The sequence below is a fragment of the Pullulanibacillus sp. KACC 23026 genome, assembly GCF_029094525.1.
Taxonomy (GTDB): Bacteria; Bacillota; Bacilli; order Bacillales; family Sporolactobacillaceae; genus KACC-23026.
Genome location: NZ_CP119107.1, coordinates 2,101,760 through 2,125,706 on the forward strand (window position 1 = coordinate 2,101,760; position 23,947 = coordinate 2,125,706).

Below are 23,947 nucleotides of genomic sequence, written 5' to 3' on the forward strand. Positions count from 1 at the left end.
TCGAAGTTAAATTAAGAAAGAGTTGACGCGTTGTAGGTAACGAAAGATCGATTTTTCGTGGAATCTAGCGAGTTAAACCAAAAGAGGAATCGTTCATCTATTTTGATTATTTCATGACTTAATCCGGTTTGTCAATAACTTATAATTCGACAAATTTCGAGCGTGCAGCGTGAAAAGAGTTCTTTTTGAAGTAAGAAAGGTTGTCTCTTCATAAGGTGATAGTTTTTAAGACATTTGTATTTGGGACATGACTGGTCAGAACCTGTGTCATGTCTTTTAATTAGATAGGTGTCTGACACGGTAAACCGATGGAAGATTTACCCTTTTTTAGCCTTTTTATTTGTAATCATCTCGATTCTAGATTGATTTAATCTGATTTATATCTAAAGCGATATTAATGTGAAAAAATATTACACTCCCTATGTAACCGCTACCATTGGCATTAAATCAATGATTTAAGAGTGTTGTCATACAGTTTGGTCATTCATAATACATGAAATTTTTTTAAAAACATGGTAGCCTAAGAGTAATGAGGTATTAAAACAGCGCAAAAATAAACAGAATGTTCGTAATAGGGACGGTGAGAGAATGACAACAGCATTATCCACGAATGAACATGATAGCAGTGCCCCTTTGCGTCATGATGTGAACTTACTTGGCCATATTTTGGGTGAAGTACTTGTTCATCATGGTGGGCAGGAGTTATTAGATAAGGTTGAAAAAATTCGCCAAATGACTAAATCACTGCGTACAAAGCATGTCGATGAAACTTACAAAGAATTAAAAGAAGAAATTCACAATTTAAAACCACCATTTAGACAGCAAGTGATCCGAGCCTTTTCGATTTATTTCCACCTGGTTAATATTGCGGAACAAAATCATCGGATCCGTCGCCGTCGTGAGTATCAGTTGCAAGAAGATTCTATTTCACAACCAGGCTCTATTGAGAACGCCGTTGCAGCTTTGAAAGAAAAACAGGTGTCTGGCGAGGTCATTCAAAATGTCTTAGACAAATTATCTTTGGAATTAATTATTACAGCCCATCCAACTGAGGCGACAAAACGAACGGTTTTAGAATTGCACAAACGCATTGCTGATCTATTAAAACAGTTAGATAATCCGATGCTTACAAAAAATGAAAAAAAGCATCTAAATGAGAGTTTAACTAACGAAATAACTGCTTTATGGCAAACGGATGAACTTCGCTACCGAAAACCTACTGTTATGGATGAAGTGAAAAATGGTCTTTATTATTTTGATCAGACCTTATTTGACTGCTTACCTGAAATCCACCAAGAGTTAGAAGAACGCTTATCAGAGTTTTATCCTGATTACGATTGGAAGGTTCCGAACTTTTTGCGTTTTGGCTCTTGGATTGGCGGTGACCGTGATGGAAATCCAAACGTCACACCAGAAATTACTTATCAAACGCTGAAAGAACATAGGGCTCTCGTGCTTAAAAAATATGAGAAAGCACTACTATTGTTGATGGAGCACTTCAGTTATTCAACGAACAGAGTGGCAGTCAGTCAAGCCTTAATCGATTCGGTTGAAAAAGAGGAAAGCACCTTACTAAGCGATGACCAAAAGTGGAGTGCCACTCATGAGATTTATCGGCGAAAGCTTGCCATTATGATTGAAAAGCTCCGTCATGTAGGTCGTTCCGAGAAAGGGTATCAATCAGCGGAGGCTTTATTAGACGATCTTTTACTGATTAATGAAAGCGTTAAAGGCCATTTGCCAAAAGGTCAAGTTTTAAAGAAATTACGTCAATTAATTCGACAAGTCCAACTGTTTGGGTTCCACCTTGCTACCCTTGATGTACGTAATCACAGTGGTGAACATGAAGCAGCTATCACGGAAATTCTCCGAACGGTTAATCTTGCGGAAAATTACGCGGAGCTCTCAGAAGATGAAAAAGTAACCCTTCTAAATAAAGTGTTAAAGGATCCGCGGCCGATCGTTTTGTTGAATGAAGATTATTCGAAAGAAACGCAAAAAATGCTGAATGTCTTTCGAATGATCAAACGAGCTCATGATGAATTTGGCAGACGCTCGATTGAAGTGTATTTGATCAGTATGGCGGAATCGGCAAGTGATGTTCTAGAAGTGCTGCTTTTGGCAAAAGAAGCCGGCATTTACCGACTTCATGCGGATGGCCGTATCGAAAGCCATCTCAACATTGCCCCATTGCTCGAAACGATTGACGATTTAGTTGCAGGTCCTGCTATTATGGAAAAACTATTCCAGATGGACGTCTATCGTAATCAAGTTGCTGAGCACAATGACCGCCAGGAAATTATGCTTGGCTATTCAGATGGCAGTAAGGACGGCGGCACACTCACCGCCAATTGGCACTTATATAAGGCGCAGCAAGAGATTCATAATGTAGCCAAAAAGTATGGAATCGGGTTGAAATTCTTCCATGGCCGCGGTGGTTCCCTTGGTCGTGGCGGCGGTCCGTTAAACCGAAGTATTTTGTCACAGCCTTTCGAAACATTGGGTGACGGAGTTAAAATCACCGAGCAAGGGGAAGTGCTATCTTCCCGTTACCAACTTTATGAGATTGCCTATCGGAGTTTGGAGCAAGCAACATCGGCGCTCTTGACTGCTTCCGCCCACGTATCAAATGACTCAGAGTTTTCTCGGAAACATGATACAAAATGGGTAGAGGCAATGGAAGACATGTCAGCTGCTTCCTTAAGAAAATATCAGTCTTTAGTTTTTGAAGATCCTGATTTCTTGACCTACTTTAAGCAAGCGACTCCGTTATTAGAGCTTGGTGCTCTCAATATTGGTTCAAGACCGATGAGTCGTAAGGGCAGCGATCGCTTTGAGGATTTACGTGCCATTCCTTGGGTGTTTGCTTGGACTCAGAGCCGTCAACTTCTTCCAGCCTGGTATGCTGCGGGTACGGGCATTCAAACTTTTATAGAGAAAGATGCTGATCATCTCAACTTACTGAAGCAAATGTATAAGAGCTGGCCATTTTTCCGTTCAACGGTTGATAATTTACAAATGGCATTAACAAAAGCAGATTTGAAAACGGCCGTTGAATACATCGATATGGTTGAAGATAAAGAAGTAGCTAATCGTATTTTTAATAATATCGTCGATGAATATGAACGAACCAAGTCTGTTCTTTTACAAATTACAGAGAGCGAAGAGCTTTTAGACCAAACACCAACGATTCAGGCCTCTGTACGTCTAAGAAATCCTTACGTCGACCCATTGAACTTCCTTCAAGTAGACCTGATCTCGAAATCACGTCAAACCGAAGAAAAAGACGACGACCTATTCAACGAAGTCTTACTCACCATCAGCGGCATCGCAGCCGGCCTAAGAAACACAGGTTGAAACGCAGGGACGGTTCTCCCGTTTCACTCCTTTCTTCGATTCAACTCGTAATGGGTAAGAATTAAGTCATTTCCTGCTGATTATTGACAATTAGTCAAGATAGGGGGCTTTCCTTTATAAAGGAAGGCTCTTATTTTTATGGGATCAGGATGGATGAGGTAAGTACAAACGAATAGGAATAGAGGTAGCAGACCATCTGATTACTTTTTTGAATATAGTTAAAGGGTAGCGGTGAGGTGAATACACTTCACTACCTTCTTTTGATTGTTAGGAAGCTTAATGCCAATTCATTGCCCGTTTTTAAAAATCCTATTAAAATCCATTTGTATTTTAAAAAACAATAGGTTAAAGTAAGGTATGATGTTTCTCGGGAAACATCATACCTTACTTTATTTTCCGCAATTCATTTATTCAGTGAAACTTAAATGTTTCCTAGGAAACAACAAAGGGGTGATGATTTGAATTTACCAGATAAAGCAGTGGACTTATGGAGAGTTGTCTTACAGAAATTGGAACAAGAGAAGAGTCAACAATCCAATAAAATGTTGCGGGAATTAGATGAAGATTCCCGAAATTCGGGCTATACCTTATCCGAGCTGCAGGTTATAGATCTGATAGAGAAACTTGAAAACCCGAATGTCACTTTACTTGCTGAGAGGATGAAGATGACACGTGGTGCGATCTCCAAAATTGTTTCGAGACTAAAAGAGCGTCATGAAATAGACAGTTATCAATACGCTGATAATCAAAAAAAATTATATTACCGATTAACCTCCAAGGGGGAAAAAATTTGCCACTACCATCGGGCGATTCATGAAGAGGCTGAAAGGAAAGTGGTGGCTTTTTTCGAGCACTATTCAGATGAAGACCTTCAAGTTATTATAAAGTTTCTAACAGATGTGTCTAACCATGTTGATGGTTTGTTAGTTGATTAAATCGAAAGGGTGAGTTCAATGCAAGCAGCTATTTTAAATCAATTTGGTACTCCACAATTTGGAGAATTTAATCGTCCTCAATCGAAAGAAGGACATCTTGTTGTCGATGTGCGTGCAGCGGCCATCAGTCAATTTGATTTAGCATTTGCATCCGGAACCCATTATATGAAACCAGAAAAACTTCCTTTTGTAGCGGGATTTGAAGGAGTTGGTGAATTGGAGGATGGACGGCTTGTCTATTTCTCTAAACCGGTTTCGCCATTCGGTTCAATGGCAGAGCAAACACTCGTTTCGCCACAATCTATCATTGAAGTACCAGAGGGCGTAGATGCAGCGGTTGCAGCCGTTTTAGCCAATTCAGGATTAGCTGCTTGGCTGCCATTATCATGGCGTGCCAAGCTTGAGCCTGGAGAGACAGTTATGATCTTAGGTGCAACGGGTGTGGTAGGTCAATTAGCGGTTCAGTCAGCCAAGCAACTAGGGGCTGGAAAGATCCTAGCGATTGGAAGAGATCAAACTAAGTTAATGAAAACAAAAGAGTTAGGGGCGGATGTCCTAATAAACATAGGGGATAATCCGGATTGGAGCCAAAAGGTTCGTGATGTTGCCCCAGAAGGTGTGGATCTGATCATCGATTATCTTTGGGGGGAACCGGCTTTAGCGGCTCTAGAGACGGCAGCGGTTGGTGCAAGACTTGTACAAATTGGAACAAAGGCTTCTAATCTCTTAACCTTATCTGGTTCACTGATCAGAAATAAAAACTTGTCCGTGATGGGCTTTGCCAGCTATCATGCAGGTGAAGAAAGGACATCGGCTTATCAAGAACTATGTCGGCTAGCACGGGATGGCAAGCTATCAGTCGAATTTAAACGAGTGCCGCTGTCCCACATTGAGTTTGCCTGGGACAGACAGCGCCAAGGAGAGGCCAAACGATTGGTTATCATTCCTTAGATTCTCTAGGATAACGCAAAACATGAGGCACATCGAATTCGAAATTATTTGGTTACAAAAAAGCGGTCTGAAAAGTCATTCATTCGGTATCAAAAGGATTGAAAGGATTTTTTCTCCACTTTAAGAATCCATTTGTAAAAAATCAGTATTATAAGAAGGAAAAAAGGGTCAGCTAAAACGGAATACCAAAACTTCCACCAACCATAATTAAAATAACCCCAAGGTTCTGGTAATGCCGCGATTAATTCATAAATTAATATAAAAAATAACCAACTACTAAAAAAAGTGATCCTTTTAAGTAGGGAGCTTTTAAAAGGATACAAGTTTAAAAAGATCATATTGGCCGGCGGGACGAGCAGAACGGTGGCAGGAAGAGAAATCCAATCAACATATTTAGTAAAATACCAATAACCGTGATATTTTAGATCGATAATTAAATCAAAAATATTTTGTGCGGCGATCGTAAAAAGCCATATATGAATGATTTGATTAGTTGTTAGTTTTTTGTTTGTTTTAAAGGCAATAATATTGAATAGGAGAGTTGCTAAAATCAGTCCAACCACTACCAAACCATCCCCAATTCATAATAGTGTTTCCTTGTAGGATAAAAGACTTAGTTAAAAAGAACTATCTTTATCCTATGAGAAGCATTCCCAAGTTTATGGAAAATATTCAACCAGGTAAGAAGTCATCAACAATTAGTTTTATTCATTAAGTAAAAAACGGACTGTCATGGTTAACAAGAAATTTTAGAGTAACCTGTGATATGTGAAATAAGCGGAAATGTTTCCGTTATCAACCAAAGTAGCGTTCTGTTCGTCGTAAATAAGCGGAGTTTTTCCGTTTAAACCAAAAGAAATGACCCATTTTCATGTTTTTCGAGTCAATAGTCGGAATTCTTCCGTCTATTTTAGCTATTTTCAATGTTGATTTCTAAATAAGCGGAATTGTTCCGCTTATTTAGAAAGTTCGCTTTAGTCATTCAATGAAATAGGTAATCGATTGCCTTTTATGAAAATAATCAAACCGAATCTCAAAAGATTGGGTTGTTTTGACGTTTACTAGTCTTTTCTTTCTGTGATTTTATTGTGAATAGTAGTGTGATTGAAGGTGATAATTAGAGTTTTGCACCTCACAAGTAAACCCATTAAAGAAAAACTCATGGGTTAAGTCTATACTTGGGGAGAGGGGAATCGCGGCATTAGCGATTTTGTTATTAGGGCATTTAACCCATTCTATTTTTGTAAGGAAAAAATAGAATGGGTAGTATCGGTTATAAGCACTCTGGATGGCGATGGCCAAGTTTCACTTCAAGCAGAAGGAGTTATTATTGCAAAATAGAAGAGAGACCGGTTAAAATTGACTTATTAATTAAAATTTTTTCATGCGGTTAGAGTTCGATCGAGCCACTTGCCTTTATTGGATACTATTTTCTTTACGCTTTTAGCGAACTAGTAAAATATAGGCATCATTATGAAAGAAGGGATCCCTCCTATGACTGAGATAAAAAACATTTATTGTGTGGGCCGCAATTATGCTGCTCATGCAAAGGAATTGAAAAATGAAGTCCCTACGTCTCCGTTCCTATTCTCTAAGCCTACTCATGCTATTGTTGAGGCTAACGGTCAGTCTATTTCTTTACCAGGGAATAAAGGATCTGTCCATTTTGAAACAGAGCTTATTATAAGAATAGGCAGACCCTTTGAGAAGGGAATTAAAGTGGATCAACTTGTAGACAGCATGGCCATTGGGATTGATTTTACTTTGCGTGACGTCCAAAGTGAACTTAAGAAGAAAGGACATCCGTGGCTGCTTGCCAAAGGGTTCCGGAATTCGGCTGTTGTGAGCCGATTTATTCCTTTCCCTGGAGTGGAAGAGTTAAAAATGAAGACCTTTTCTTTACATAGAAATGGTGAAATGGCCCAACAAGGAACAATTGAAAATATGATTTTTGATCTGCAAACCATTATTGACTTTGCGGGAGAAAACTTTGGGTTAGGAGAAGGAGATATTATCTTTACGGGGACGCCAGAAGGGGTGGCGCCCGTCAATGATCAGGACCAATTGGCACTCGCATGGAACCATCAAGTCCTTGGTGAGTGTGTGATCAAGCTGACTTAAATTTTTTCTATAAACCGGCGCATTCGAGAAATTCGGAATGCGCTTTTTGTATGAACAAGGGACCGTTACTTCCCTATTTCTGGTTGTCTTTCTAACCATTTATGCTTCACCATAATTTTGAAAGACAATGCGCCAGCCTCCATGGCATGAGCAAATACTTTCGAATAGGTGGCTAATATATCCGATCTGAAGCTCGAACCGATTGATGCCCCGTAATAAGTAATAGCGGCATTGACTAAGAATCCTGAGTGAAACATGATTAATTTGTCAGAAAAAGGACTGACGGAAGTAAGCAGAATGTCATCATCCCATTTCTCAGGAATAGGCAAATTAGCCTCTTTTAGTATGGCATTAAAGCTTTCTGCATCTTCATTCGCTAATTTAGTGTTTTTTAACATAAACTGGCGGACATCTTCCCGAACAGCAACCCGACTAAAGGCCAAACTTAATGATTTAATTAATCCTGTTTTGGTTGAATTAAAAAATAAGGTACTGATTTCTGAACTGTTTAATGGGCTTTTCTCTCCCAATAAATTTGAAAGGAATCGAGGTGATTCAATAAACTGGATTCCATGAGGGGAAGGGACAGATGGGACACTTGTGAATTTTGGCTGATTTTTAGCTGTTGCCATGATCTTTTGAAACAATTCCTTTGATGTTAGTGTGCATTCAGTAAAATAATTTTGAATGTCTTCCCGCTCTGCATTCGTTATTGCTAAGCTATAAGCGGTTAACCCATGTATGGTCATGATATAGGAGTAAAAAAGCAGAAATTGATCGGAAAATAATCTAGGAGCATGAACATTTACGTCACTTTCTGTAAAACCTAACGGGAGTTGAAAATCGGAATTTTTAAAGAAGTCTGTGATTTTGTTAATATGGTCCTCAGCTAAACTTAATGCTGATTCTAAAATCCCTTCAATCTCTTTATTTTCGACTATGTTCAGAAAATAATTGTAAACGCAAATAGCCATACTATCTCCCAAATATTGAAGCCAAAGAGCAGAGACTTCCGCAGCAGTTAATTTGTTGGGGTTTTTTGTCTTTCTAAAAGTCTTCAAAGAAATCCCTCCAAGCCCTTCATTGGAAATCTGAAGTTATTTTGCGGTATTACTAATGAAATATACAGAGAAATTAAATTAATAATGAAGGAAGAGTCCTTTGAAAAATTGGAGGGTTCTCTTTTACAAACGAATTCCTGTGTGGAGCGATTTGTTCTACTCGATAAATAAGTATTCGTGGATAGATTTCCCCTTCAGTTGGAAAGCTAAAAAAGAAGGGGGGTGTAGAATGTGGCAAACGGTCATGTTAAGCAAACGCTAACGGGCCCACTTTCTACTTCACTAAACGAGAATGTTTCCAATTTGAAGTCTCTTTTTGATTCGTGTGATGATTGCTTATTTCAATTTATAAAAGTAAGACAGACAAAGGGATGTCTGGTCTATTTTGCCAATTTGGTAAATACCCAAAAATTAAATGAAGTAGAAACAAGGCTGACTGCCCTTTTTCAAGATAAAGAACCTGCTTATGCAGCAACTCGCTCTTCTTTCATAGAACGACATTTCCCATTTCAAGAAGTCCAGGAGATGAGGGATTGGTCCAATGTGATCGAGAGCTTATTATCAGGGAAGGCCGTCCTCTTAATCGATCATTCTGATGCGGTCCTTTATTTTGATGTAGCGGAGTCAGTAGGTAGGGAAACGTCTGAGCCTGAATTAGAAAGAACGGTAGCAGGGCCAAAGGAAGGCTTTGTTGAAAATATGGCCATCAATTTACATCTCATTCGAAATAAAATTAAAACGCCTGCCCTCAAGGTGAAACAATTTACTATTGGGACCCGCACCCAAACAACTGTAACCGTCCTTTACATAAATGGAATTGCGGATGACGGGCTTGTAAATGAGATACATAACAGGTTAAACCGTATTGAGATCGATGGCGTTTTAGATACTCACTATTTGGAATCCATGATCAGTGATGCGCCCTATTCACCTTTTCCAACGCTGTTAACGACGGACCGCCCAGATCGCGTAGCAGCCTCTCTTCTCGAAGGAAAAGCAGCCATTCTTGTTGATGGCGCACCTTCTGCCTTACTCGCACCCGTCGTGTTTGTTGAATGTCTTCATTCAAGCGAGGACTATTACAATAATGCCATTATTTCAACCATTATTCGGTGGGTTCGTTTCTTAGGATTATTTGTCGTGTTAATTCTTCCACCGTTTTATGTGGCGGTCACCACCTTTCATCAGGATCTGCTGCAAACGCCATTGCTGATTCGAATTGCCGCTAACAGGGCTAATTTGCCTTACCCAGCCCTTATTGAAGCCCTTTTCATGTATTTAACTTATGAATTGTTGAGAGAAGCGGGCTTAAGAATGCCAAAATTATTTGGCGGACCTATCGTAACCATCCTAGGTCTTATTCTAATTTCACAGGCAGCAGTAAGAGCCGGAATTATTGGACCGATAATGGCCATTGTGGTGGCAACAACGGCTTTAACGGCGTTTATTTTGCCAAACTATCGCTTTCATCAAGTGGTCCGATTTTGCGGGATCCCATTGCTTCTATTAGCAGGCTTTTTTGGATTTATGGGAATATTGGTTGGCCTCATGTTTGGTCTCACTCATCTTGTTAGTCTGAGATCCTTTGGAGTCCCTTATTTTTCTCCGGTATCTCCTGCGAGAAAAGAAGGCTGGAAGGATGTTTTTATAAGGGCTCCTTGGTGGGCAATGGATACGCGTCCACCTGGAATAGGAGCTCTCGACACTAAGCGTTCAGGCGATACATTAAAACCAAACCCTCCAAAGCAGAAGGAGGAAACATATGGGAAAGAGTAAACCGTTTAAATTAAAACCGCTCATTTTTATAGTCAGTTTAGTTTTTCTCCCGATACTCGCAGGTTGCTGGAGCGCTCATGAAATCAGTCATCTTGCCATTATGGATTCGATAGGGATTGATGAAAACGAAAACGGAGAGCTTGAAGTAACGAGTGTCATGGTGAAACCGTCCAGTCTCTTTTCGGGGCTCGGGGAGAATGGCAGCCCCAATCAAGATGCTTATATCATTCAAACGGTAACAGGAAAAAACATGGTTGAGATTATGGGGAAACTATCGGATTCAACGCCTGAAAAGCTTTATTTAGGACACATGGATGTAGTCGTTTTTGGTCAAAAAGCAGCTCAAACTCAACTTAAGGATTGTTTAGATTATTTAACGAGAGGCATTGATTTCAGGCCTAATATCAGAATACTTGTGGCCAATGGAACGGCTAAAAGCGTACTAAGTAATCCTCCTGGTCTTGATTTGTCCGTTGGTCAACAGGTGCAGGAACTCGTCAACGCGAGACGCTATAGCATGACGAATATGGTTGAAGACCTTCGGCAGTTTACTAAAAAAATGGATGAGAGCACAGAGGACCCTTATACGGGCTTAATCAGTCCGATATCTCTGAGAAGCAATGATGAGAAACCGGTTTTTCAGAAATGGTCGGCATCTCATGACGAGGCTCTTGAATCGGATAAGAAGTTAGACCAGAAATCTTCGGGTGAGCAAAATGAAACCAATTCTATTGGACTGAGTTTGGAAGGTACAGCTGTCTTTAAAGGGTCTCGCCTCAAAGGTTATCTTAATGAGCCTGAAACTCAAGGTCTCATGTTGTTAAGAGGAAAACTTCAAAATGGTGTGGTGACATTAGACTGTGGTGATAGCAAAAAAGGAAATGTGGGATTACTCATTACGGATTCTAATGCCACTTATCAACCGAAAATGATTGATGGCGAGCCGAGTTTAACTGCATCCATTTCAGTTGAGGCGGATATCGGACAAACCACTTGTCAGTCGTCACCTATTAGCCCTCTTAAAATGGATCAGTTGAATCAAGAGCTTGAAGAAAAAATGAAAAGTGAAGTTAAGGACGTTCTAAATCTCGCGCAAAAACAATGGCAAACCGATATCTTTGGGTTTGGTGAGGCTTTTTACAAGAAAGATCCTAAAGTGTGGAAGCTGTTGGAGCCTAATTGGAGACATGGGTTACTTAAAAATATGGATGTTGACGTACAAATCAACGCTAATATCAATCGTTATGGGCTGCGAAAAGGGACAATTGGAACCAATGAAACGAGGTAGGTTATGAAAGTTGCAATGAGTTTGCTGTTCATCCTTTTAATTTTCATTACATCGGGCATTCACCTCTATTTTGTATGGAAGAAGAAGGATTATCGGACGCTGTATGTCCAATTTGGAATTTTGGCAATGGCCATAGTCTTGGGTGTTTGGGCAATATGGGGAAATTCGGTCATGTCCATTTCAAATCTGATGGATGCTATCAGTCCTTTTTAAACGATAAAAGGAAGTGAGACTTGTGGAGCAAGGAAGATTGAGCAATATCCAAGCAGCCATGCTAGCTATTACGTCATTGACGATTATTGGTCATTTAATTTTATTGACTGTCATCATTTCCCAAAGTCGTCAAGACGGCTGGCTGGCTGCGATCGTCGGCACCGTCTTAGGCTTAATCGGGATATTAGCCTTAGTGAAATTAGTGCAAAGGTTTCCTGGACGAACGCTCATAGAAATTCTTTTTGTACACTTTTCATGGATCGGAAAAGTGATTGGAATCCTCTATCTTATTTATTTTTACATAATGTTGATATTAGGTGTTCGCTTGTTTGCTGAAGCTTATAAACGAATTATGCCGGAGACTCCTATGTGGGCATTCGAAGCAATTATATTAATGCTTACGGCTTATATCGTGTATAAAGGCTTAGAAACATTAGGGCGTCTTAATCAGATCATGCTTGTTGTACTCGTTCTCTTTGCGCTAGCTGTTGCTTTTTTGACGATGAGTCAAAACAAGGATTATTCCAATCTTCTGCCGATAATGGGAAATGGGGTGAAACCTGTTGCGGTTGGCTCCTTATCGATGATGGGGTGGTTTGGCGAATTTGTGGTGATGGGAATGGTTCTTCCTTATGTTCAAAATCCGAAAAAGCTAGTTAAAACCGGAATATGGGTAGGGGTGATTACGCTTGTCTTTTTCTTAGGTCCTATAACGGGGCCGATTGCTCTATTTGGTCCAACCGAGGCGGCCAAAATGTCCTTCCCAACCTTTTCTGAAGTGCGTTATATTTCAGCAGGGGAAGTGATTAACCGCTTTGATGCGATAGCAGTTATGTTTTGGACGGTTGGATTAATGATATATATTTCGACTTTTTTGTACGGGGTCAGTCATGGGACTGCCCAGGCTCTTAAATTAAAAACGTATCACCCTTTGGTTATTCCGCTCGCTTGGCTGACAGGTGTTGGGGCTTATCTGTTTGCGACTAATTATTCCGAGATTAACGCCTTTCTTTTTCAGTCTTATGTTCCCGTTAATATATTGATGGGGGCAATCGTCCCTTTATTGTTGCTTATTTGGTGCTTGATAAGAAGAAAAACCATAGAGGAAGAATCACACAAATTATAGTTGATGGGATGGATAAATGTGAATAGGGATGCGCAATATGCGGTTATTTTTACATCAAAACGTTCAGAAACAGAGGAAGAGAAGTATACAGAAGCGGCGAAACAAATGGTCGAGCTTGTGCGCAATCAAAAAGGCTTTATTGCAATAGAAAACGTTCAAGATGCGCGTGGGTTTGGTATTATGGTCTCTTATTGGGAGTCACTTGAAGCCATCCATGAGTGGAACCGGTTGAGAGCCCATCATCTTGTACAAAAGAAAGGAAGAGATACTTGGTACGACTATTTCACCGTCCATATATGCAAAATTGAAAAGATGTATGATTTTCAAAAAGAGGCTTAAGCAAGTGTTGCATACTATAAGAGAAGCAGTCAGGGGAGTCGAGCATCAAAGGCTTCTCTGATTTTTTATTATCAAAAAGACTAATTGCCCGATGCTGGCGTCTGACCCGCGGGACTGAGGTAAGGGCAAGCGGTTCTTCCCACCGAAGGAGAAGGATCCTTGCATCTCAAAGAAAATGTTCTGAAGCAAGCATCCTGCTTTGCTTTTATCTTTACAATTTTAAAATAGTTTAGTAACCTAAATAAAATAAATTTATTAGGAGGAACTCTATGATTGATGATAATAAAATTGATGAGTTTCTCATGCACTGGCGGTTCATTAACCGACATCTGCGTGAAGGGAAACTGTCTCATGGAGATAAAAAAATTACACGGCTACAATGGACGCTGCTAAGACACGTGAGTCGAACGGATCAGTGCACAATGGGAAGTCTTGCCGAACATTTTAATGTCAGCATGAGCACCGTCTCACAAATGATTGACCGACTTGAAAATTGGGGATATGTTCAACGCGGCTCCTCAGCCCGAGATGCCCGAGTGAAAATCGTTTCACTAACAGAAAAAGGAGAAGCCATTATAGAAGACGTAACAGCAGCCTACCTCAAACTGCTGAACAACGGACTAAGCAGCTTCTCCAGCAACGAACAAGACCAATTCATCGGCTTTCTTAAGCGATTGGCCGAAGAAATAAAGAGGGGTCAGTCCCCCTTAGATTCGAATACCCCGTCAAATCCTTAATTTCGCTTTACTCCTTTAACGTATGTGGGGACAGTGCTGTTAAAGCAAAATATGCATTAAATCAAGCGCCTTGGCGCTTGAAGTATGACTTTTTAATGGAAAAGGGGACAGTCCCATGCAATTTTTAAAGAAGTACGTCAAGAAATATTGGAAACTCTTTTGTACGGCTGTGTTTTTTTTAATGTGTGAAGCTTTTTGTGATTTAATGCAGCCGACGATTATGTCTAAAATTATCGATGTTGGCGTGGCATCAAAAAATTTGCAGTACGTGCTAAAACTAGGCGGTTTCATGCTGCTGATTACGGCCTGTGGCGCCGTAGCAGCAGCAACAAGAAGCACGCTGGCAAGCATTGTATCGCAAAACTTTGGTGCGGAATTGCGCTCGGATTTATTTCGAAAAATCCAGAAACTTTCATTTAAAAGCATTGATCAATTCGACAGGGCGTCTCTTATAACGAGGCTAACCAATGATGTCACGCAGGTGCAAAATTTTGTTAACGGTCTAATGAGAATGTTTATAAAAGCACCTCTTTTGGGGCTTGGGGCTCTGATTATGGCCGTTCGGCTTGATCCTCAACTGTCCGTTATCTTAGTTATAGTCGTACCAATTGTCATCATCTTAATAATTGCTAATATGCGGTTAGGTTTTCCTTTGTTTATCAAGGTTCAAAAGGCGCTTGATCGTGTGAATGGGATCATGAGGGAATACTTATCAGGTGTTCGAGTTGTTAAAGCTTTTAATCGGTTTCATTTTGAAGTGGAAAAGTTCGGTGCAGCGAATGACCACTTGCAGAGCCGCTCAACATCGTCAATTCGGATTATGTCTATTTTTAGTCCTGCGATCCTACTCACTGTTAATTTTGGCATTGTAGCGATTCTTTGGCTTGGCGGCTTTGGAGTCAGTCGCGGTTCGATGCAAGTCGGGCATATTATTGCATTTATCAACTATATGACACAAATTTCAACCTCTCTCATGATGATCTCCATGGTATTCAACATGTTCGTTCGGGCCAAGGCTTCCACATCCCGAATTGGTGAGGTTTTTGAAGTGGAAGACAAAATAACCTGGAATGATCAGAATCCTGAAAAAATGGTTGAAAAAGGACGCATTGATTTTGAAAATGTGACGTTTTCTTATACGGGAAATAAAGAGGATGCTGTATTGAAAAATGTTAATTTTACGATTTATCCAGGTGAAACCGTTGGGATTATCGGCTCAACAGGATCCGGGAAAAGCACTCTGGTGAATCTCATTCCCCGTTTTTATGACGTGACGGAAGGAAGAATCAAAGTGGATGGTGTTGATGTTGAGCAGTTAAATCCTCATCATCTTCGCGAGAAAATTGCCATGGTTCCACAGAAAAACATCCTCTTTACAGGTAGTGTGATTGAAAATCTTAGATGGGGTAACGACAAGGCGAATATGGACGAGATCGAGCAGGCGGCAAAGCTTGCTGAAGCTCATGACTTCATCCATGCGACACCAGAAGGCTATCATACAAGGATTGGTCAAGGTGGTGTCAACTTTTCGGGTGGGCAAAAGCAGCGCCTTTCGATTGCAAGGGCATTAGTCAGACATCCGGAAATTCTTATTCTGGATGATAGTACAAGTGCGGTCGACGTGGCAACTGAAATGCGGATAAAAGAAGCTTTGAAGACCTATTCGAAAAGCCTAACTTGTCTCCTCATCGCTCAGCGAATTACCTCAGTCATGGACACGGATAAGATTATTGTTATGGATCAAGGAGAAGTCGTTGGTTTGGGCACGCATACTGACCTGATTAAAAATTGCCGTGTCTATCAGGAAATCTACCAATCGCAAATGGGCAAGGAAGTGTTGTAAGATGACTAGTCAATCCGGACAAACGAATGGAAATCAAGCACAACGCCCATCATTTACACCGATGGGGCGACCAGGGGGCGGCGGAGCCTCAAGATTCAGAGGGCCAGTCGTTAAACCAAAGAATTTTAAAGGGACACTGAAAAGGCTTTGGGCATACTTCGGCAAAGAAAGAAATCTATTAGCTACTATATTTGTGTTTATTTTGATCGACTCCATCGTGATGTTATCTGCTCCTTATTTGATTGGCAAAGCCGTTGATGCTATGTCAATAAAGGTCGGTAGCGTTAACTTTCATCTACTTGGAATCATGATCGTCGTTCTTGCTGGAGCCTATGTGGCAGATGGGATCTTAACTTTTTTACAGGGGTGGTTAATGGCAGGTGTCTCCCAAAGAATTGTCAAAAGCCTTCGTACCCATCTCTTTCAAAAACTGCAAAAACTCCCAGTCGCCTTTTTTGACTCTAGGACGCACGGCGAACTGATGAGTCGACTATCTAATGACATCGATAATGTCAGCAACACCATATCTCAATCCACGACACAATTAATGTCAGGTGCCATCGTTCTTCTTGGCTCTCTTGTTATGATGATTATTTTGAGCCCGATCTTAACGCTTGCTAGTTTAATCACTGTCCCGTTAGTGTTTTTGCTAACGCGAACGATTGCTAAACGAACAGCGAAATTATTTAAAAATAATCAAATGGAGCTTGGCCGATTAAACGGTCATATTGAAGAAACTATATCAGGCCTGCAGGTCGTAAAGGCATTTAACCATGAAGAAAAAGCCATTGCTGAATTTGAAGTAGTTAATAAATCCTTGCGCGAGGTTGGCCTTAGGGCACAAATTTGGTCCGGGTTTCTTATGCCGCTCATGAATGTTATTAACAACTTTGGCTTTACAATGGTCGCCGTAGTAGGGGGGATCCTAGCGGTAAAAAGTATGATCACGGTTGGGGTGATCGCGAGTTTTTTGACCTATTCACGTCAGTTTGTACAGCCGCTCAATAATTTAGCCAATATATTTAACGTCCTTCAATCAGGTGTTGCCGGAGCCGAGCGTGTATTTGAAATTATTGATGAAAAAGAAGAGCCATTAGATATAGAGGATGCTATTCCACTTGAGAATCCAAAAGGCCATGTTGTTTTTGAAAACGTCAGCTTTGGATACCGGCCGGATGTACCGATTCTAAAAAATGTTAGTTTCGAGTCAAAGCCGGGCACAAGTACAGCGCTCGTCGGACCTACCGGAGCAGGTAAGACAACTATAGTGAATCTGTTAACCCGATTTTATGATGTAACAGAAGGGCGAATCTTAATAGATGGCGTCGATATCCGTCATTATACAAGGGACAGCTTAAGAAGAAGTTTTGGTTTTGTCCTTCAAGATACGTATTTGTTTTCAGGAACTATTAAAGAAAATATAAAATACGGGAACCCAGATGCAACTGATGAGGAAGTAAAAGAAGCGGCGAGAATGGCGAACGCCGATGTCTTTATTAACCGAATGCCGGACAGGTACGAGACGATGCTATCGGAAAATGGCGGTAACCTCAGTCAAGGGCAGCGCCAACTCTTAGCGATCGCTAGAGTATTCCTTGCCAAGCCTGCTTTACTCATCTTAGATGAAGCAACCAGCAGCATTGATACACGGACGGAACTTCATATACAGGATGCCCTGCTATCGATAATGAAGGACCGCACAAGCTTCATCATTGCCCACCGATTAAACACCATCCGTGAAGCTGATACCATCATGGTAATCGACCACGGACAAATAATAGAAAAAGGCAGCCACGACGAACTCATCAATCACCAAGGCAGATACTACAACATGTTTTACAACCAATTCAAAAACCTCGAAGGCGTCTGAAAGAAACGCGTGGAAACGCAGGGACGGTTCTCTTGTTTCATTTTTCTCCTTTCGAACTTCTAGCTAATCTTATACCTGTCATCATGATTTATCTTCACGGAATGACTTCGTGCTCGATTGTACCGAGCTAGCTTTCGCCAGAGCCTGGCTTTGCAGGTAGATAGACGCAAGGGGGCGCTTCTGACTGGTACGTTCATCATGCTGCTTTGTCCCTTGAAAGCCTATTTCGGAGTATCTGCTAGTAGAATCAGAGACAACAACTGGCCACTTACGACTATTTAATCATTTTTATAGTCACCAAAAATAACCTCTCGAACATTGCGAAACACCCCAAAAATAACTTGGGTGTTTCGTTTCCTTATATTTAACTTCTGCCAAACATTTTTTATTTAAAGCCTTGAATTTTACCCAAATCCAGCAAAGAGAAGATTCTAGAGTACCCACAAAATGAGAAGACAAGCAATAGGTTTGTAGGAGTCTTACCTATTTCCGTCTTGGAAACCTCTATACCCATTTGGGTGACGCAGTCGAAGAAATCGAATTAACCGAAATCGGTTTATATAACCTTTTATATGTTGGAACCATGGATAATTTTGCTTAACTTCGAGTAAATTCGTTTTATGTAACAAGTTTCCCGGGCTTTCTTTGTAGCACTGTACCTTTTCTAAACTCACTAGATATGTACTTTTGTGATAAACCATATCATCTACAATCTCCTGTCGGGTCTTAATAGCAGCAAGTCAGGCAGAAATTTTCCATAGGTCATAAGCGAGTAGGTGTTTGAAGCAACGCTGTCTTATGGTAGAATTAGTAATTACCAGTAGAATTAGTAATTACCATCAGAAACCTCTGTATTGAACTTGTTTTAGTCGAGATAAACATACGTGGTTAATCTATTGGTTATGCGTTTTATTAGCTTCTTGCATTCGATTATATAACTAGCCTTTAGAAATTTTTTAAAAAAATATGAAAAGCTATTGACTATTGCAATTAAAAGAGTTAAGATAACAAATGTCGCTTCTGACGGATGGTTTTAACAAAGAAAAAAACTTGTTGACTTCATCTTGAAGGCATGTTATGATATTAAAGTCGCTTTTGAGAAACGGCGATTGATAGTGAGAGATTAGTAGATTGTTTCGTACATTGAAAACTAAACAAAAACCAAAAGCGCCAGTCAAAGTCATGCTTTGAGTTTAACGCTAGGAATCAAACGAACATATTTTTTAAGGGGAACAGACCTTTTTTAGAAGAGATCTGTTCTCGGCAAAAGCCAGCAGTGCTTTAACTGCACTTTTTTGAGAGTTTGATCCTGGCTCAGGACGAACGCTGGCGGCGTGCCTAATACATGCAAGTCGAGCGCGTGAAACTTCCAGATCCCTTCGGGGTGATGGTTGTGGATCGAGCGGCGGACGGGTGAGTAACACGTGGGCAACCTGCCTGTAAGACTGGGATAACTTCGGGAAACCGGAGCTAATACCGGATAATCGTTGACACTGCATGGTGTCAATGTAAAAGATGGTCCTGCCATCACTTACAGATGGGCCCGCGGCGCATTAGCTAGTTGGTGGGGTAATAGCCTACCAAGGCGACGATGCGTAGCCGACCTGAGAGGGTGATCGGCCACACTGGGACTGAGACACGGCCCAGACTCCTACGGGAGGCAGCAGTAGGGAATCTTCGGCAATGGACGAAAGTCTGACCGAGCAACGCCGCGTGAGCGATGAAGGTCTTCGGATCGTAAAGCTCTGTTGTCAGAGAAGAACAAGTGATAGAGGAAATGCTATCGCCTTGACGGTATCTGACCAGAAAGCCCCGGCTAACTACGTGCCAGCAGCCGCGGTAATACGTAGGGGGCAAGCGTTGTCCGGAATTATTGGGCGTAAAGCGCGCGCAGGCGGCTTCTTAAGTCTGATGTGAAAGCCCACGGCTCAACCGTGGAGGGTCATTGGAAACTGGGGAGCTTGAGTGCAGAAGAGGAGAGTGGAATTCCACGTGTAGCGGTGAAATGCGTAGAGATGTGGAGGAACACCAGTGGCGAAAGCGGCTCTCTGGTCTGTAACTGACGCTGAGGCGCGAAAGCGTGGGGAGCAAACAGGATTAGATACCCTGGTAGTCCACGCCGTAAACGATGAGTGCTAGGTGTTGGAGGGGCCACCCTTCAGTGCTGACGTTAACACATTAAGCACTCCGCCTGGGGAGTACGGCCGCAAGGCTGAAACTCAAAGGAATTGACGGGGGCCCGCACAAGCAGTGGAGCATGTGGTTTAATTCGAAGCAACGCGAAGAACCTTACCAGGTCTTGACATCCTCTGACCACCCTAGAGATAGGGCTTTCCCCTTCGGGGGACAGAGTGACAGGTGGTGCATGGTTGTCGTCAGCTCGTGTCGTGAGATGTTGGGTTAAGTCCCGCAACGAGCGCAACCCTTGATCTTAGTTGCCAGCATTCAGTTGGGCACTCTAAGGTGACTGCCGGTGACAAACCGGAGGAAGGTGGGGATGACGTCAAATCATCATGCCCCTTATGACCTGGGCTACACACGTGCTACAATGGGTGGTACAAAGGGCAGCGAAACCGCGAGGTCGAGCGAATCCCATAAAGCCACTCTCAGTTCGGATTGCAGGCTGCAACTCGCCTGCATGAAGCCGGAATTGCTAGTAATCGCGGATCAGCATGCCGCGGTGAATACGTTCCCGGGCCTTGTACACACCGCCCGTCACACCACGAGAGTTTGTAACACCCGAAGTCGGTGAGGTAACCGTAAGGAACCAGCCGCCGAAGGTGGGACAGATGATTGGGGTGAAGTCGTAACAAGGTAGCCGTATCGGAAGGTGCGGCTGGATCACCTCCTTTCTAAGGAAACGATTCTTAGCGTTAGGTGCTTTTGGTTATTTGTTTGGTTTTGAGTGTGTGAACACTCGAAATCGTTCCTTGAAAACTGGATAATGAAGTGCAAACAAGACATTAATTGTAACAAGGTTAAGCGAATAAGAGCGCACGGTGGATGCCTTGGCACTAGGAGCCGATGAAGGACGGAACGAACACCGATATGCTTCGGGGAGCTGTAAGTAGGCTTTGATCCGGAGATTTCCGAATGGGGAAACCCACTGCCCTGAACGGGCAGTATCCTTACCTGAATACATAGGGTATGGAAGGCAGACCTGGGGAACTGAAACATCTAAGTACCCAGAGGAAGAGAAAGCAAATGCGATTCCCTTAGTAGTGGCGAGCGAAACGGGAACAGCCCAAACCAAGAGGCTTGCCTCTTGGGGTTGTAGGACACTCATCCCGGAAGGGGAGCTGTAGACGAACCGGTTTGGAAAGGCCGGCCAGAGAAGGTAACAGCCCTGTAGTCGAAACAGACCCCCAACCTGAGTGGATCCTGAGTACGGCGGGACACGTGAAACCCCGTCGGAATCCGGGAGGACCATCTCCCAAGGCTAAATACTCCCTAGTGACCGATAGTGAACCAGTACCGTGAGGGAAAGGTGAAAAGCACCCCGGAAGGGGAGTGAAAGAGATCCTGAAACCGTGTGCTTACAAGTAGTCGAAGTCCACCCCACCCACAAAAGTAGGCTTTTGCGGGGACCCGGGGGGATGACGGCGTACCTTTTGTAGAATGGACCGGCGAGTTACGATCTTAAGCAAGGTTAAGTTGAAGAGACGGAGCCAGAGCGAAAGCGAGTCTGAATAGGGCGATAGTTTAAGGTTGTAGACCCGAAACCGTGTGATCTACCCATGTCCAGGGTGAAGTTCAGGTAACACTGAATGGAGGCCCGAACCCACGCACGTTGAAAAGTGCGGGGATGAGGTGTGGGTAGGGGTGAAATGCCAATCGAACTCGGAGATAGCTGGTTCTCCCCGAAATAGCTTTAGGGCTAGCCTCGAGGGAAGAGACTTGGAGGTAGAGCACTGATTGAGTGAGGGGCCCCCACAGGGTTACCGAGTTCAGTCAAACTCCGAATGCCAAGGACTCATTCTCGGGAGTCAGACGGCGAGTGATAAGATCCGTCGTCGAGAGGGAAACAGCCCAGACCATCAGCTAAGGTCCCCAAGTATACGTTAAGTGGCAAAGGATGTGGCGTTGCCCAGACAACCAGGATGTTGGCTTAGAAGCAGCCACCATTTAAAGAGTGCGTAATAGCTCACTGGTCGAGTGGCGCTGCGCCGAAAATGTAACGGGGCTAAACGTATCACCGAAGCTATGGATCCCAATGGGATGGTAGGGGAGCGTTCTAAGGGCAGAGAAGGTAAACTGGAAGGTTTGCTGGAGCGCTTAGAAGTGAGAATGCCGGTATGAGTAACGAAAAGAGGGGTGAGAATCCCCTCCGTCGAAAGCCTAAGGGTTCCTGAGGAAGGTTCGTCCGCTCAGGGTTAGTCGGGACCTAAGCCGAGGCCGGAAGGCGTAGGCGATGGACAACAGGTTGATATTCCTGTACCACCAGGAGACGTTTGAGCAATGGGGGGACGCAGGAAGGCAAGGCAAGCGCGCTGATGGATAGGCGCGTCCAAGCAGTAAGGCTGAAGGTGAGGCAAATCCCGCCTTCGTAAGGCTGAGCTGTGATGGGGAGGGAATTTTAGTACCGAAGTGCCCGTGTTTACACTGCCAAGAAAAGCCTCTAGCGAGTCTCAAGGTGCCCGTACCCCAAACCGACACAGGTAGGCGAGGAGAGAATCCTAAGACGCTCGGGAGAACTCTCGTTAAGGAACTCGGCAAAATGACCCCGTAACTTCGGGAGAAGGGGTGCTTGGCGGGGTGAATAGCCCTGCTGAGCCGCAGTGAAAAGATCCAAGCGACTGTTTAGCAAAAACACAGGTCTCTGCTAAACCGAAAGGTGATGTATAGGGGCTGACACCTGCCCGGTGCTGGAAGGTTAAGAGGAGGGGTTATCCTTTTAGGAGAAGCTCTGAATTGAAGCCCCAGTAAACGGCGGCCGTAACTATAACGGTCCTAAGGTAGCGAAATTCCTTGTCGGGTAAGTTCCGACCCGCACGAAAGGTGCAACGACTTGGATACTGTCTCAACGAGAGACCCGGTGAAATTATAGTACCTGTGAAGATGCAGGTTACCCGCGACAGGACGGAAAGACCCCATGGAGCTTTACTGCAGCTTGATATTGGATGTCTGTATCGATTGTATAGGATAGGTAGGAGCCTTTGAAGCCGGACCGCCAGGTTCGGTGGAGGCGTCGGTGGAATACTACCCTTTCGGTATGGACATTCTAACCCGGGACCGTAATCCGGTTCGGAGACAGTGTCAGGTGGGCAGTTTGACTGGGGCGGTCGCCTCCTAAAGAGTAACGGAGGCGCCCAAAGGTTCCCTCAGAATGGTTGGAAATCATTCGCAGAGTGTAAAGGCACAAGGGAGCTTGACTGCGAGACCTACAAGTCGAGCAGGGACGAAAGTCGGGCTTAGTGATCCGGTGGCGCCGCATGGAAGGGCCATCGCTCAACGGATAAAAGCTACCCTGGGGATAACAGGCTTATCTCCCCCAAGAGTCCACATCGACGGGGAGGTTTGGCACCTCGATGTCGGCTCATCGCATCCTGGGGCTGAAGTGGGTCCCAAGGGTTGGGCTGTTCGCCCATTAAAGCGGTACGCGAGCTGGGTTCAGAACGTCGTGAGACAGTTCGGTCCCTATCCGTCGCGGGCGTTGGAAATTTGAGAGGAGCTGTCCTTAGTACGAGAGGACCGGGATGGACACACCGCTGGTGTCCCAGTTGTTCCGCCAGGAGCACCGCTGGGTAGCTATGTGTGGACGGGATAAGTGCTGAAAGCATCTAAGCATGAAGCCCCCCTCAAGATGAGATTTCCCATGACTTTAAGTCAGTAAGATCCCTTAGAGATGATGAGGTAGATAGGTCCGAGGTGGAAGTGCGGCAACGCATGGAGCTGACGGATACTAATCGATCGAGGGCTTAACCTTAAATTAGTGTTTGTTTGACTTCCTATCTAGTTTTGAAGGTACGATCCTTCAATTGAATACTTTGTCCGGTGGTTATGGCGAAGAGGTCACACCCGTTCCCATCCCGAACACGGCCGTTAAGCTCTTCAGCGTCGATGGTAGTTGGGGGCTTCCCCCTGCGAGAGTAGAACGCCGCCGGGCAGATTATTTACATAATAAGATGAACTGTAGGTTATTATAGTCTCTATATAATTTAGAATTTCTAATGCAATGGCCCCTTGGTCAAGCGGTTAAGACACCGCCCTTTCACGGCGGTAACACGGGTTCGAATCCCGTAGGGGTCACCAATGGAGGATTAGCTCAGCTGGGAGAGCACCTGCCTTACAAGCAGGGGGTCGGCGGTTCGATCCCGTCATCCTCCACCA

At 43.2% G+C, this 23,947-nt stretch carries 14 protein-coding genes, 2 tRNA genes and 3 rRNA genes; 17 read left to right on the forward strand and 2 right to left on the reverse strand.

Annotated elements, in window-relative coordinates; translation table 11 throughout:
• Positions 1-588: 588 nt before the first annotated feature.
• The 3 genes from ppc (at position 589) to PU629_RS09905 (ending at position 5,243) form a co-directional block, all read left to right on the forward strand.
• Positions 589-3,357 carry a phosphoenolpyruvate carboxylase gene (gene ppc, locus PU629_RS09895; protein WP_275284104.1) on the forward strand — a complete coding sequence of 923 codons (2,769 nt, stop codon included), beginning with the start codon at positions 589-591 and terminating at the stop codon, positions 3,355-3,357.
• Between the two features lie 458 nt (positions 3,358-3,815).
• Positions 3,816-4,292, forward strand: coding sequence for a MarR family winged helix-turn-helix transcriptional regulator (locus PU629_RS09900; protein ID WP_275284105.1), 477 nt, complete (start codon positions 3,816-3,818; stop codon positions 4,290-4,292).
• Between the two features lie 18 nt (positions 4,293-4,310).
• Positions 4,311-5,243: a quinone oxidoreductase family protein gene (locus PU629_RS09905; RefSeq protein ID WP_275284106.1), complete on the forward strand. Its 933-nt coding sequence runs from the start codon at positions 4,311-4,313 to the stop codon at positions 5,241-5,243.
• Between the two features lie 89 nt (positions 5,244-5,332).
• Here the strand turns inward: PU629_RS09905 and PU629_RS09910 are convergent, their stop codons facing one another.
• Positions 5,333-5,806 carry a hypothetical protein gene (locus PU629_RS09910; RefSeq protein WP_275284107.1) on the reverse strand — a complete coding sequence of 158 codons (474 nt, stop codon included), beginning with the start codon at positions 5,804-5,806 and terminating at the stop codon, positions 5,333-5,335.
• 931 nt (positions 5,807-6,737) lie between these two features.
• Here PU629_RS09910 and PU629_RS09915 point away from each other — a divergent pair.
• Positions 6,738-7,364, forward strand: coding sequence for a fumarylacetoacetate hydrolase family protein (locus tag PU629_RS09915; RefSeq protein WP_275284108.1), 627 nt, complete (start codon positions 6,738-6,740; stop codon positions 7,362-7,364).
• A gap of 65 nt (positions 7,365-7,429) precedes the next feature.
• Here the strand turns inward: PU629_RS09915 and PU629_RS09920 are convergent, their stop codons facing one another.
• A complete protein-coding gene (locus PU629_RS09920; protein ID WP_275284109.1) occupies positions 7,430-8,425 on the reverse strand; it encodes a DUF3231 family protein in 996 nt (331 codons plus the stop codon).
• A 231-nt stretch (positions 8,426-8,656) separates the two neighbouring features.
• Here PU629_RS09920 and PU629_RS09925 point away from each other — a divergent pair, with 231 nt between their 5' ends.
• The 13 genes from PU629_RS09925 to PU629_RS09985 all read left to right on the forward strand — a co-directional run bounded on the left by PU629_RS09925 (position 8,657) and on the right by PU629_RS09985 (position 23,947).
• Complete coding sequence (locus PU629_RS09925; protein ID WP_275284110.1) at positions 8,657-10,201, forward strand: spore germination protein; 1,545 nt, start codon at positions 8,657-8,659, stop codon at positions 10,199-10,201.
• A complete protein-coding gene (locus PU629_RS09930) occupies positions 10,188-11,489 on the forward strand; it encodes a Ger(x)C family spore germination protein (protein WP_275284111.1) in 1,302 nt (433 codons plus the stop codon). Before PU629_RS09925 ends, PU629_RS09930 begins: the two co-directional genes overlap by 14 nt.
• 3 nt (positions 11,490-11,492) lie before the next feature.
• Complete coding sequence (locus tag PU629_RS09935; protein ID WP_275284112.1) at positions 11,493-11,702, forward strand: hypothetical protein; 210 nt, start codon at positions 11,493-11,495, stop codon at positions 11,700-11,702.
• Positions 11,703-11,724: 22 nt separating this feature from the next.
• Entirely contained in the window at positions 11,725-12,828 is a 1,104-nt protein-coding gene (locus PU629_RS09940; protein ID WP_275284113.1) for a GerAB/ArcD/ProY family transporter, read from the forward strand.
• A gap of 18 nt (positions 12,829-12,846) precedes the next feature.
• A complete protein-coding gene (locus PU629_RS09945; protein ID WP_275284114.1) occupies positions 12,847-13,167 on the forward strand; it encodes an antibiotic biosynthesis monooxygenase family protein in 321 nt (106 codons plus the stop codon).
• Between the two features lie 269 nt (positions 13,168-13,436).
• Positions 13,437-13,904, forward strand: coding sequence for a MarR family winged helix-turn-helix transcriptional regulator (locus tag PU629_RS09950; protein WP_275284115.1), 468 nt, complete (start codon positions 13,437-13,439; stop codon positions 13,902-13,904).
• Positions 13,905-14,019: 115 nt separating this feature from the next.
• Entirely contained in the window at positions 14,020-15,747 is a 1,728-nt protein-coding gene (locus tag PU629_RS09955; RefSeq protein ID WP_275284116.1) for an ABC transporter ATP-binding protein, read from the forward strand.
• Position 15,748: 1 nt separating this feature from the next.
• Positions 15,749-17,617 (forward strand): ABC transporter ATP-binding protein, encoded by a 1,869-nt coding sequence (locus PU629_RS09960; protein ID WP_275284117.1) that lies wholly within the window; start codon positions 15,749-15,751, stop codon positions 17,615-17,617.
• Between the two features lie 1,291 nt (positions 17,618-18,908).
• Positions 18,909-20,469, forward strand: a 16S ribosomal RNA gene (locus tag PU629_RS09965).
• Positions 20,470-20,593: 124 nt separating this feature from the next.
• A 23S ribosomal RNA gene (locus PU629_RS09970) occupies positions 20,594-23,543 on the forward strand.
• A 64-nt stretch (positions 23,544-23,607) separates the two neighbouring features.
• Positions 23,608-23,723, forward strand: a 5S ribosomal RNA gene (gene rrf / locus PU629_RS09975).
• The 16S, 23S and 5S rRNA genes sit together here with 2 tRNA genes alongside, the layout of an rRNA operon.
• A 71-nt stretch (positions 23,724-23,794) precedes the next feature.
• Positions 23,795-23,869: transfer RNA gene (locus PU629_RS09980), tRNA-Glu, on the forward strand.
• Between the two features lie 2 nt (positions 23,870-23,871).
• Positions 23,872-23,947: transfer RNA gene (locus PU629_RS09985), tRNA-Val, on the forward strand.

Excerpts from the sequence above, each read along its gene's own strand:
- ppc (WP_275284104.1), top strand. The coding sequence starts at position 589 with ATGACAACAGCATTATCCACGAATGAACATGATAGCAGTGCCCCTTTG.
- PU629_RS09905 (WP_275284106.1), top strand. The coding sequence starts at position 4,311 with ATGCAAGCAGCTATTTTAAATCAATTTGGTACTCCACAATTTGGAGAA.
- PU629_RS09915 (WP_275284108.1), top strand. The coding sequence starts at position 6,738 with ATGACTGAGATAAAAAACATTTATTGTGTGGGCCGCAATTATGCTGCT.
- PU629_RS09930 (WP_275284111.1), top strand. The coding sequence starts at position 10,188 with ATGGGAAAGAGTAAACCGTTTAAATTAAAACCGCTCATTTTTATAGTC.
- PU629_RS09935 (WP_275284112.1), top strand. The coding sequence starts at position 11,493 with ATGAAAGTTGCAATGAGTTTGCTGTTCATCCTTTTAATTTTCATTACA.
- PU629_RS09950 (WP_275284115.1), top strand. The coding sequence starts at position 13,437 with ATGATTGATGATAATAAAATTGATGAGTTTCTCATGCACTGGCGGTTC.
- PU629_RS09955 (WP_275284116.1), top strand. The coding sequence starts at position 14,020 with ATGCAATTTTTAAAGAAGTACGTCAAGAAATATTGGAAACTCTTTTGT.
- PU629_RS09960 (WP_275284117.1), top strand. The coding sequence starts at position 15,749 with ATGACTAGTCAATCCGGACAAACGAATGGAAATCAAGCACAACGCCCA.